This window comes from Leisingera sp. NJS201 (genome assembly GCF_004535885.1).
GTDB lineage: Bacteria > Pseudomonadota > Alphaproteobacteria > Rhodobacterales > Rhodobacteraceae > Leisingera.
This window is the reverse complement of record NZ_CP038238.1, coordinates 63022-75178: the sequence shown is the minus strand read 5'-3', so window position 1 is coordinate 75178 and position 12157 is coordinate 63022. Positions and strand designations below refer to the sequence as shown.

The window sequence follows — 12157 nt, the reverse complement described above, 5'->3', positions numbered from 1 at the left end:
CCCTTCCTTTAAAAGAATATCCGGTATTCGATGCCGATGTTGGAGCTGTCCTCCAAGGTGCCGTAGGGCGACCCCGCGGGGCCATCCAGCCAATCGGCATAGAGGTAAATCACGCTTTGGGAGCCGAGCCGGTACTTGCCCCGCAGCCGCACATAAAGGTCGTCTTCAAACCAGCTGGAAACAGTGGCTTCGGCGGACCGGCGGGTATCGTCGCTTTCCCAGGTGTAGGACAGGCTGGACCCCGTTTGCCGGTCTTCATACTGCCCGTAGACGGTCCTGACGCCGGCCGCCAAGGGTGCCAGCGGACCGGCACCGGTGCTGCGGCTGGTCTGCAGGTCGCGCCAGAACAGCTGAACGGCCAGCCTGCTGGTGCCGGCCAGCTCGCGCTCGGCACCCAGGACGGCCTGAACCTCATCTTCGGGCAGCAGCGCTGCGGGAATGGCGAAACTGCCGGACTTATACTCATGCAGCGCGGCCTCGCCGTAGAACCGCCAGGCGCCGCGGACCAGGTCGAAATCCGCGCCCGCCATGAACAGATGCGGCACCACCGGCTGCACGCCGGTTCCATTCGCCGACAGATAGGGCAGGTTGGCCGGGCCTGAATAAACGCTGATCCCAAGATCGCCGAACCCTGCGGCCCAGGCGATCCGCCCGCCATAGGCCTGATCGTCGCTTTCGACCGGTTCGTCCGGCAGCGACAAAGCACCGGGGTAAATCCCCTGCGGCAGAACGCTGCTGCGGGTGTTGGTATAGGCATAGGCGGACGCCGTGACGTCGGATCCGAGAAACACCGTGCCCCAGATCCCGTCGGACCCGAACCGGTTGCCCTGTTCCTCATAGACGGCAAAGCGGAAGTTGCGCGGCGAGACGACGTCGGTCGGGATGAACCCGTCAGCGACCCCCTGCACATGCACGTGCCGCCCGGCGCCAAGGGTAAAGCTGCCTGCCTGGTATTCTGCGTATGCTTGGCGCAGGGACTGGGTTTCATTGATGGCCCGGTCCTCCCGGCCGCTGCCCTGCAGGGCACCGCCGGCAAACAGATCCAGCGTGCCGGCGGCCGCGTCCATGCTGTGGGAAAAACGATAATTCAGCCGCCCGAAAACACCGGTGCCGCTGTCGGTGAAATTGGGGTTGCCGCCTTGCACCCCGGTGGCGAAATACCCGTTGAATTCAGCCCGCGCCGGTGCCGCGGCGGCCAAGGCCGCGGACAGGATCAGACCCGGTTTCAAAAGCCTTTGCAGCATGGTCAGGCAGCCTCGGCGCCGGTGTAGTCCCGGCAGAACAGGCTCAGCTGCCCGGGCGAGGCCAGAAGGGTGTCCAGCCGGGTCAGTTTCAGATTGCTCTCAAACGGATCACCCGATGGGGGCGCATGCAGAAGATCCGTCATCTGCCACGAAAACGCCTGCCCGGCCCAGGCCCGCTTCAGCGCCTTTTGCGCATATTCTGCCAAGGCGTCCTGCCGGCCCTCAAACAGCAGCCTGCGGAAGCTTTCGCTCAGCTCGCGGATGTCGGCGATGGCCAGGTTCAGGCCCTTGGCCGCCGAGGGCGGTACAGTATGGCCCGCATCGCCGGCCAGAACCACATTTCCAAGCTGCATCCGGTCCGCGACATAGCCCTGCATCCGGACCATCAGCCGTTCTGTCACCTTGCCGGGGCTGAAGGTCACATCCGGCCCCAGGCGGCGCTGCATCTCGCTCCAGAAGCGGTCATCGGACCAGTCTTCGGCCTGGTCGTCCGCGCCGCATTGCAGGTAGGTGCGGCTGACCGTGTCCGAACGCATCGACCACAGCGCAAACCCGCGCGGGTGATAGGCATAGGTCAGCTCGGGCGAGACCGGAGGGGTTTCGCTCAGCACGCCGACCCAGGAAAACGGCAGCCGCTTGCTGCTGCCGCCCCCGGCGCCGTTCACCAGCCGGCGGGCCGGGCCGTGCGCCCCGTCGCAGCCGGCGACAAAGCGGCATTCCAGCCGGTGTTCAGCGCCGTCCTTGCGATAGGTGATGACATGCGGCTCCGCTTCCGGATCCGACAGCCGGATATCTTCGGCGCCGTAGACCGGGCTGCGGCCGCTTGCGGCCAGCGCATTGGTCAGATCGCAGGTCAGCGCCGACTGGCCGTAAACCGTGCAGGAATGCCCGCCGCTCAAGGCTTCAAGGTCGATACGCCGCGTCTGATCGCGCCAGCGCAGGTTCATGCCCCGCTGCGGCAGGCCCAGCCGGTCCAGACGCCCGGCCAGCCCGGCCTGGCGCAGGAAGGCAACGCTGGCGTGATCCAGCTGCCCGGCCCGCACCCGGCGCTGCACATGCGCGCGGCTGCGGTGTTCCAGCACCTGATTGTCGATTCCCAGACGGTCCAGAAGAATCGAAAGAAGCAGCCCGGACGGGCCGCCGCCAATAATACCAACCGTCGTACGCATGGGGATTTCCGCTCCGCTTTGCTGTTTCGCGCCGACGCTAGATAGCCGCGGCGGATACCGGAACTCTCAAAGTCGATAGGTGACAGGCGGGCCGTAATTCCCGCCTTATCCGGGCAATTCATTTCAGCCTGACGGCGTTTCCAGCCGGTTGATGAGCCTATGGCAGTAAAGGGATACAGAGCCTTGAAACTTCTCCTCGTCGACAATTTTGACAGCTTTACCAATAATATAGCCGACTTTTTGCGCGGTCAGCGCGACGGTCTTTGCATCGATGTCATCCGCAATGACTGCTACGGTTTTCTGCAGAGCCCGGAATTTCTGAGCTATGATGGAATCATCATCTCTCCGGGGCCGGGCAACACCGGCGTCGCCAAGGATCTTGGCATTTCCCTGGAAATTCTGCGCCGCGACAGCCGCCCTGTGCTGGGGGTCTGCCTGGGACATCAGGCGATGATCGTCGAGGGTGGCGGCGTGGTTGAGCTGGCGCCGCAACCGATGCACGGGCGGGTCAGTCAGATCACCTGCAGCGGCGAGGGGCTGTTTGCCGGCCTGCCCAAGACACAGAAAGTGATGCGTTATCATTCCTGGACCGTGAACCCGGAGCTGCCGCAGGGCTTTGTTTGCGATGCCTGGACCGAGGATGGCATTGTGATGGGCATCCGCAGCACCGAATCCCCGCGCTGGGGCGTGCAGTTCCATCCGGAATCGATTGCCACCGAATACGGCCGGGCGATTCTCGGCAACTTTCTGAATCTGGTCGAGACGCATCAGGGCCGGACCGCGGCCAAGGCCCGCAGCAATGCCGCAGGCGCGGCGCCCGCCCGCAGCCTTTACTGGCACAAGCTGGGCGCCGCCATCGACCCGGCGGCGCTGGTCGAAGCGCAGGGCCTGGTCAATGGCCGCCGTCCGCAGCTGCTGGAAAGCAGCCTCGCGCAGGAGGGGCTGTCGCGCTATTCCATTGTTGAGGCGCCCGCGGACCCGGACCGCAGCATGACCTATTGCGTGCAAACGCAGACCATTCGCGAATACGAGGGAACCGCACTTGCCGCCGAGCGGCAGATGCCGGTGCTGGACTATCTCAGCAGTTGCCTGGGTGTTGTATCCTGTCCCGGCGGGCATCCGCCGTTCCCGTTCCTCGGCGGCCTTATCGGCTGGCTGGGCTATGAGCTGAAATCGGAATTCCTGGGTGTTTCCTCGCCGCCCTCGAAAACCGAAGACGCCGCCTTTCGCCATGTGCCGCAGTTCTTTGTGATCGACCATCTTGAAGATGCGGCCTATGCGGCGGTCTGCTTGCCGCAGGACGCCGAGGAAGCCCAATTCGACAACGCCCTGTCAGCGCTGCAGACAACGTTCGCCAAGGCGGCCAGGATGCAGGTCGCCCTGGCCCCGCCAAATCCCGCCCGCCGCTTGAATTCACCATGCGGCACGACCCCCAGGCCTATCTGGACCGGATTATCAAATGCCAGGAGCAGATCCGCGCCGGCGAAAGCTATGAGCTGTGCCTGACCAACCAGATCACTGCCGAGCTGGAAGAGCTGGATGCCTGGGAGTTTTACAAGGTTCTCCGCCAGCGCAACCCGGCGACCTACAGCGGCTTTCTGAATATCGGCGGCACCGAGGTTGTGTCTTCCTCGCCGGAACGTTTTCTGCGCGCGGATCAGTCCGGCCTGCTGGAAAGCAAACCGATCAAGGGCACCGTCAAACGGGGGCCACGCCGCAAGAGGATGCAGAGCTGGCCCGCCGTCTGCAGAGCACCGAGAAAGAACGCGCCGAAAACCTGATGATCGTCGATCTGGTGCGGCATGACTTTGCCGCCACTTCGATCCCCGGTTCCGTCGATGTGCCCAAGCTGTGCGCGATTGAGACCTATAAAACCGTGCATCAGATGGTCTCGACCATCCGCGGGCGGCTGAAACCGGGCCTGACCAGCGTTGATGCCATCCGCTCCTGTTTCCCCGGCGGCTCTATGACCGGAGCGCCCAAAATCCGCTCGGTTGAAATTCTCGATCAGCTCGAGGAGGGCCCGCGCGGGGTCTATTCCGGAGCGATCGGCTGGATCGGCTACAATGGGCAATCGGATCTTTCGATTGTCATCCGCACGGTGGTGAAGCAGGGCGCGTCCGTCTCCATCGGTTGCGGCGGCGCCATCACCTATCTGTCGGACCCCAAGGCCGAACTGGATGAGATCATGCTGAAAAGCCAGGCCCTGGTGCGGGCCTTGGCGGAACATCTTACCGGCCATTCAGAACACTACCGGATTTCCAACGGTCTGCAGGCGGCGCCGGCAGGCACCTTTGCAAAGTGAAGCAGGACTTCGAAAAGGATACCCTCATGCCCGATTCAATTTCACGGCTTCCCCGCCGCGGTTTTCTTGCCCTTGGCGGCGGCAGTCTGGCCACCGCCATGCTGGCGCCCGGCCTGGTGCTGGCGGCCCCTGATGCGCTGGAGGTTGCCACCGCGGTCAACAATATCGAGCTGACCGGATCAATGGCGGCAATGGCCAAGGTCGAGCTGCGCCGCACCGGCGCCCCGGTGCGCACCCGCGATCTGGAAGTCTCCACGGCCCGGCAGGGCGGCAAGGATCTTAGCGACCGCCGCTATGTCTTTCTGGCCCCTGCGGATGTGCGCGACACCAAACTGCTGGTGCACGAGCAAGGCAGAAAGGACAATGATCTTTGGCTGATGCTGCCCAGCCTTGGCAAAGTGCGCCGCATTTCCGCCTCTAAGCAGGCCAATGCCTTTGCCGGAACGGATTTCAGCTATGCCAACCTGATGGCGATGCGGCTGGAAAACTTCACCCATGCGATCACCGCCGGCAACGGCAGCAGCATCACATTGGAAAGCACCGTGCGCAGCGCCGGCTACGGGCGCAGCATCGGCTATGCGCGCGCGGTGACCCAGGCCAGGGCCGGGTCGATGGTGCCGTTCCAGATTGATTACTTCGATCAGAAGGGGCGCCATCTGAAGACACAGAAAATGTCTAAGGCGGCCCAGGCGCCGGATGGCAAACACATCCTGCGCTCGCGCCACATGATTGTGCACGGCAAAGGACGGGAAACCCTGATCAGCCTGAGCAAAATCGATTTCAGCCCAAATTTCGGCGGCGGTCATTTCAGATCCCAAAGCCTTTGACGCCCCATCAGGAGAACTAAGCCTATGCCTCTGGAACATTTCGGACACCTCAATGAGCCGAACCCCATCAACCCGCTGCTTGACCGCAAGCTCAAGACCTGCGGCCTTTACACCCAGGTCGTCGGCGCCAACGGAAACCAGCTGCACTGCGGCGACAACAAGCTGGTGCTGGACTTTGTGCCCGGCCATGGCTGTCTGCCGCTGGGCCATGGCCCGAATCCTGTTGCGGAAACGGTTGCAGAAACCCTGAAACTGCCGCTTACCAATCTGGTCCAGCCCTATTTTTCAGAAGCAACCGAAGTGCTGGCCCGGCGTTTGATGTCGCTGTCGCCGATCATCACCGAGCGTGTCAACTTTGCCACCACCGGCACCGAAGCGATTGAAATCGCGCTGAACTCTGCCCGTCTGGCGACCGGGCGGCTGCGCTTTATCGCGGCGGTCAATGGCACCCATGGCAAATCCATCGGCGGTCTTTCTGTCACCCATACCGACCCTGTCAATGAATTTGCCGAACTGGCGGGCACGGTTTTTGTGCCCTTTGGCGACATTGATGCGATGGACCGCGCCCTGGCGGCCGAGGGTGACTCGATGGCGGCGGTCATCCTTGAGCCGGTGCAATCCGAGGGCGGTGTCAAACTGGCCTCCAAGGCCTATTTCGAAGCTGTGCGTGCCCTGTGCTACAAACACAGTGTTCTGCTGATCCATGATGAGATCATGACCGGCACCGGCCGCACCGGGCATTTCTTTGCCACCGAATGGACCGGCGGCAATCCGGATATCATTGTTCTGGGCAAGGCGCTTGGCGGCGGTGTGATGCCGATCTCGGCCTGTCTGCTTGGCCCCGTGCGGTGACCAAGTCGCTGGATTTTCAGCAGATGTCCAGTTTTGCCGGCAGCGCCTATGCCGCAACCGCCGCCAACGCGATGCTTGACGTGCTGCTGGAAAACGACAGCGAGCTGCTGCGCAGCATCCGCGCCTGCGGCAATACCCTGGACGGCATTCACCAGCGGCTGCAGCGCGCCTATCCGGAGCTGATCGCAGACACCCGCGGCTGCGGGCTGCTGCATGGCATCGAATTCAGCCGTCAAACCAATGTGGTCGCAGGGTCGGAGGGCGCGTTCCTGGGCCTGGCAGGTTCCAGCCAGCAGTATCCGGCGCTGACGGCGGGGCATATGCTGTCAAACGGCGTCCGGGTCACTCCGGCGGCGAACTGCAAGGGCGTGCTGCGGATCATGCCCAGCTATCTGACCACCGACGAGGAATGTGAAACCTACGCAGCCGCGCTGGAGGAATGCCTGGATGCGCTGGCGGCGCAGGACACGGTGCGCGCCACCAAGCATATCACCGGCACCGCCAAGGCAGGGGAACGGGAATCCGCGGTTGAATTCCTGGGCGCGGATCCGGTCGGTGAAATCGGCCCGGACGAAGGCCGCTTCGGCTTTATCGTGCATCAGCTGGAAACCGACGATCTGCAGAACCTCGATCCGCTGCTGCGGCAGGTGACCCGCAGCCAGCGCGACGTGCTGACCAATCTTCTGGGCGAGTTCGACGAGCCCATCCTGCTGAGCCGCGCCCGGATCAAGGGCAAGGACGGCTCCAGCGCGGTTGGCGACTTTATCCTGCTGCCCCGCAGTGCCCGGCAGCTTTTGGCCATGCCGCAGGACGACGCCTGCGAGCTGGTGCAGAAATGTGTGAACCTGGCCGTCAAACGCGGTGCGCGGATTGTCGGTCTGGGCGGCTATACCTCGATTGTGACACGGGGCGGCTCCCGGATTGATCCGCTGGGCCAGGCGGTGACCACCGGCAACGGCTTCACCATCGAAGCAGCCCTGATGGCCGCGGACCGCGCCACCACCACGCTGGGCCGCAGCCAAAGCGACGCCACCGCGGCGATTATCGGCGCGGCAGGATCAATCGGCAGCGGCATGGTGCAGATGATCTCGGCCCGGGCCCGCCGCCTGTATCTGTTTGTGAACCCGGCGACCCCGCTGGAAAAATCCTTCCTGCGGCTCAAGCGGTCGCTGGCTGCGGGGCTGAAAGCGTCCCGCGACGGCGAGCTTCCGGCCCGTGCCGGCTCTGTTCTGGACCGCGCGATGAAGCTGATGGACGGCCAAACCGACCCTGCGGCACTGGCGGAACAGCTGCTGCGCGATCCCGAATATTTCGTGATTTCCGACAATTGCAGCCGCGATCTGCGCAATGCCGACATCATTTACTCGGCCACCAGCTCCACCGATAAGCTGATCACGCCTGAGGATCTGCGCCCGCAAAGCGTGGTCTGCGATCTGTCCCGGCCCGGCAACATCAGCTATCGCTGCCGCGAAGAACGCGATGATGTGCTGATCATGGACGGCGGTGTCATTGCCTATCCTGGCCGCCCGCAGCTGGCGCTTGGCATTCCGATGCCCAAAGGGGTCGCTTTTGCCTGTATCGCCGAAACCGTCATGCTGGCGCTGCGCAAACACTATGAAAACACTTCAGTCGGGGCTGCGCCGTCGCACCGCGAAGTCAGCATGCTGCGCGAAATCGCCGCCGATACCGGGTTTGAACTGGCAGACCTGCGCGCCTTCGACAAGCCCATCGGCCGGGTCGATTGGGGCAGCCTGATCGGCGACGGCAGCCCGGAAGCCGCCGGAAGTGACGACGCACTGTCGCAGGCCAGCGCTGCTGCGGACCCGCACTCGCTGACCAGTGATGACAGCATTGACTACTATCACCGCATGATCGGCCAGCGTGCGGAAGGCATCAGTGCAAGCGATCCGGCGATCAAGGAGATGGACGGCGGGATTTTCACCTGGAAGGATCTGGATCATGCGGCCGGCGTGTCAGCTGCCCGCTTCCTGACGCTGGGCATTGATCGCGGCGCGCGGGTGTTTGTGGCGGGGGCAGGCAATTTTGCCCATATCGCCGCGGTTGCAGGCCTGTGGCGCATTGGCGCCGTGCCGGTCACCCTGGACAGCTCGCTGCCGCAGGACCGCCTGCGCGCCATGATGCAGGTCGCCGCACCGGTGCATGCGCTGTGCAGCCCCGGCATGGAGGCGGGCCTGGCGGATCTGCTGCCGGTGGCACTGCTTGAAAGCAACGCCCAGCTGCTGGGCCAGACCGCAGCCGGCCCGCAATCCGCAGCCGCAAGCGCCGGGGACGAAGCCGTTGTGATCTTCACTTCGGGGTCCACCGGATTGCCCAAGGCGGTGCCGCATTCCTTCCTCGACCTGGTCAACATGGCCGAGAACTATGGCCGCCACAACGTCGGGCTGTCGCCGAAGGACAACGTTATCGTCACCTCCAAGCTCAGCTATTCCTATGGCTTTTCGGTGTCGATGACCGCGCTGTATCACGGTGCCGCCCTGTTGCTGGGCAACGGCCGGTTCGATCCCGCCGCCATTCTGGACCAAATCGAACAGCAGAAGGCGACGGTGCTGTTCTCGGTGCCGACCGTCTACAGCATTCTGGTCAAGCAGCCGCCGCGCGATTTGTCGACGCTGCGCCAGTGCATCGCCGCCGGCGAGGCCCGCTCGCCCTTTGTCGATGACGCCTGGGAACAGATCAGCGGCATCAGCATTCAGGATGGTCTTGGCGCCACTGAAATCATGTCCTTTGCCCTGGCCACCCCCAAGGGTGAAGCTGGCGGCAGAAGCATCGGCACCATCGTTCCGGGTTTCAGCATCGAAATCCGCAATGCGCACGGGCAGGTGACCCGCACCGGCGAGGCCGGCGTGGCCTGGGTGCGCGGCAATTCGGTGGCGACGGGCTATCTTGGCAATCCGGAAGCAAGCGCCCAGGCGTTTCAGGATGGCTGGTACCGGACCGATGACATCATGCGGATGGATAAGGATGGCCGCTTCCACTATCTGGGCCGGGCAACCGACCTGACCAAGGTCGGCGGCGTCTGGGTGTCGCCTGCGGAAACCCAGAACTTCCTCAACGCGCATCCGCTGGTCGCCGAATGCGCAGTGGTCCTGCGCGAGCATCCCGAACCCCTGGTGCGGCCCTATGCCTTTGTGGTTCCCGCCGCTGGTGCCACCGCCGGCCCCGGGCTGGAGCAGACCCTGAAGGCTGCCATCAGCGGGATGTTTGCCAAGTCCCAGGTCCCGCACAAGATCTTCTTCCTCGACGCGCTGCCGCGCACCGGCAACGGCAAGGTGCAGCGCTTCGCCCTCTCGGACATGGTCCAGGACAAAATCAACCTTGAATCCATCAGGCTGCAGTAAGATCCATGACACATTCAAAACCCCTTCTCGCCAGGTTCATGCGGCGTTTCGCATCCTTTGTTCTGGCACAGCGCATATTGGCCGTCGTCTTTATGCTGGCGGTCTCCGCTACCCTCATGAGCGGCCTTGCCCGCGTTGGCTTTGACACCTCTCCGGAAAGCTTTTTCCTGGAGGGGGCCGAAGTCATCGAAGACTGGTACGCCTTCAAGGAGAAATACCAGTCGGATGAGTTTTCCTTTATCGTGCTGACCCCGCCAGAGGCCAATGCGGCTTTTGTCAAAGAGCTGGAGGGATTTGCGACCCAGCTGGAAGACATCGACGGTGTCGACCGGGTGACTGCGCTGCACAATGTCCGCTCCATCTCGGGCGAGGATGATGTCCTTGATGTCGGTGACTATCTGCATGCCGGCCTGTCGCAGGCCGAAGTCACCGAACGGCTGGAAAAGGCAGCCGCCCACCCCTATTACCGCGGGCTGTTCGTAAACGATCGCGGCAGCCAATTCGGTGTGCTGGTGGAAACCGTCAGCACCTTCTCCAATGCTGACAAAGAGGGTTTCACCCAGGCGGTGCGCGCCATTCTTGCGCAGCCGGACTATGCGGAATGGAACGGCACAGCCATCGGCGCGCCGATCCTTGATGCAGACGTGCAGCGCATTGTCGGCATGGAAAGCGGCATTTTCGGCAGCATCACCTTTACCCTGGTGATGGCGGGCTTCTTCATCGCCTTCCGCCACCGGCTGGCCTTGGCGCTGCCGCCGCTGGTTGCCTGTCTCTCCATCGGTTGCGCCCTTGGCGCAATGGGGCTTTGGGGCGCGGACGCGGGCCTGCTTACGCCGATTGTCCCTTCTTTCCTGATTTCGGTCGGACTGGGCACCGCGGCCTATCTGCTGTCGGATTTCACCACTGCCCGGCGCAAGGGCGAACCGGTGCAGGCGGCCATTCTGGACACCATGGAAGAGGCCGGCGGCCCGGCGCTGCTGGCAAATATCACCACCGCCGGCGCGCTGTTTGCCTTCTCCGGCTCGCGCGTGCTGCCGGTGCGTGATGTGGGCCTGACTCTGGGCATCGGCCTGATGACAGCCTGCATCTTCACACTGATCCTGTTCCCGCTGCTGGCTAATCTGTGGGGCCACCGTATCCGGCAGCAGCCGGGCCGCAGCACGCACAGCCCGGCGCTTGCCGCGATGGCAAATTTCGCCATCGGCGCGCCGCGGCTGATTGTGGCCGTGTTTGCTGTCCTGGTGGCGGTCGCCGTCGCCGGTGTCAGCAAGCTGGAAACGGATTACTACTATCTGGGCACCTTCAAGAAGGACTCGGATCTGTTTCAGGCGCATCAGGCCGCCAATGCGGCAATTCCGGTCTCCAACTCGATCGAGGTGCTGATCTCGCTTGGCAAGACCGACGCCTTGAAAGAGCCCGCCGCCCTGCGCGCTGTTGATGCCATCACGCAAAAGGCACTGGCAGCGGTGGATCAGGATGTGCCGGTCAAATCCTACACTCTGGCTGATGTGGTCAAGGAACTGTCGGAACAGACCCTGGGCAGCTACGCCATCCCTGACAACCGCAATGCCATTGCCCAGCTGATCCTGCTGTTCGAAAGCTCCGGCCATGACGAGATGGAGCGGGTCGCCAGTGCCGGCTTTGACGAAGCCCGGCTGACCTTCCTGGTGCCGTCGCGCGCCTACAGCGCCTATACGCCGCTGGTCGAAACCATCAAGGCCGAGGCCGCTGCCGTGATGGCCGAAGCGGGTTATCCGGATGCCGGGGTTGTGGTCACCGGCGTGGTTCCGATGTGGCTGGAAATCAGCACCTTCCTGACGGAAACGCAGATTTCCTCCTTTCTGATGGCAACCGCGATTGTGGCGCTGGTGATGATGCTGATCGCCCGGTCGGTGGTGATCGGCCTGACAATGGCGGCAATCAACGTCTGCTGCGTGCTGCTGGTCCTGGGCTTCATGGGCCACATGGGGATTATCCTGGATCCCTTCACCATCTTGATCGGCGCGATTGCATTGGGCATTCTGGATGACGACACAATCCATTTCGCCCGCAACTTCCTGGACCGCCGCAAGCAGGGCGCGGATCTGGACACCGCCCTGCACCGCACCTTCCAAAGCGCGGGCAAGGCGATGGGCATACAGACCCTGATCCTGGTGGTGGCCTTCATCGTCTACACAACCGGTTCCGTGCAAAGCCTTGCCACCTTCGGGTTTGTCACCACGGCAACGATCTTTCTGGGGCTGCTGGTTGAATTCACCGTCACCCCGGCGCTGCTGATCCTGCTGTCGCGCGGCAGCGCGCACAGAACCGCCAAAGACCCGGTGCCGGATGCCGATCCGGATGGCTACCGCCCGGTGCTGGAAATGCCTGATCCCATGCGCCCGTCGCAAAGCTGAGGGAT

General features: G+C 63.2%; 7 protein-coding genes and 1 pseudogene. 6 read left to right on the top strand and 2 right to left on the bottom strand.

The window, feature by feature from the left end; translation table 11 throughout:
- Positions 1–8: 8 nt before the first annotated feature.
- Positions 9–1244 (bottom strand): hypothetical protein, encoded by a 1236-nt coding sequence (locus ETW23_RS23400; protein ID WP_134831628.1) that lies wholly within the window; start codon positions 1242–1244, stop codon positions 9–11.
- A gap of 2 nt (positions 1245–1246) precedes the next feature.
- Positions 1247–2413, bottom strand: a complete 1167-nt coding sequence (locus tag ETW23_RS23395) for a 4-hydroxybenzoate 3-monooxygenase (RefSeq protein WP_134831627.1) — start codon at positions 2411–2413, stop codon at positions 1247–1249.
- A 183-nt stretch (positions 2414–2596) separates the two neighbouring features.
- Here ETW23_RS23395 and ETW23_RS23390 point away from each other — a divergent pair, with 183 nt between their 5' ends.
- From ETW23_RS23390 to ETW23_RS23365, 6 genes and pseudogenes are all read left to right on the top strand, one after another.
- Positions 2597–3919, top strand: a complete 1323-nt coding sequence (locus ETW23_RS23390; RefSeq protein ID WP_167738204.1) for a gamma-glutamyl-gamma-aminobutyrate hydrolase family protein — start codon at positions 2597–2599, stop codon at positions 3917–3919.
- Positions 3832–4718, top strand: a pseudogene (locus ETW23_RS26970) (anthranilate synthase component I family protein). Before ETW23_RS23390 ends, ETW23_RS26970 begins: the two are co-directional and overlap by 88 nt.
- Before the next feature lie 26 nt (positions 4719–4744).
- Positions 4745–5545, top strand: coding sequence for an outer membrane lipoprotein-sorting protein (locus tag ETW23_RS23380; protein ID WP_134831624.1), 801 nt, complete (start codon positions 4745–4747; stop codon positions 5543–5545).
- Positions 5546–5569: 24 nt separating this feature from the next.
- Positions 5570–6397 carry an aminotransferase class III-fold pyridoxal phosphate-dependent enzyme gene (locus ETW23_RS23375; protein WP_134831623.1) on the top strand — a complete coding sequence of 276 codons (828 nt, stop codon included), beginning with the start codon at positions 5570–5572 and terminating at the stop codon, positions 6395–6397.
- A gap of 23 nt (positions 6398–6420) precedes the next feature.
- Positions 6421–9756 (top strand): aminotransferase class III-fold pyridoxal phosphate-dependent enzyme, encoded by a 3336-nt coding sequence (locus ETW23_RS23370; protein WP_167738203.1) that lies wholly within the window; start codon positions 6421–6423, stop codon positions 9754–9756.
- Between the two features lie 5 nt (positions 9757–9761).
- The gene (locus ETW23_RS23365) at positions 9762–12152 is read left to right on the top strand and encodes an RND family transporter (protein WP_134831621.1); all 2391 of its coding nucleotides are present in this window, start codon (positions 9762–9764) and stop codon (positions 12150–12152) included.
- Positions 12153–12157: the final 5 nt, after the last annotated feature.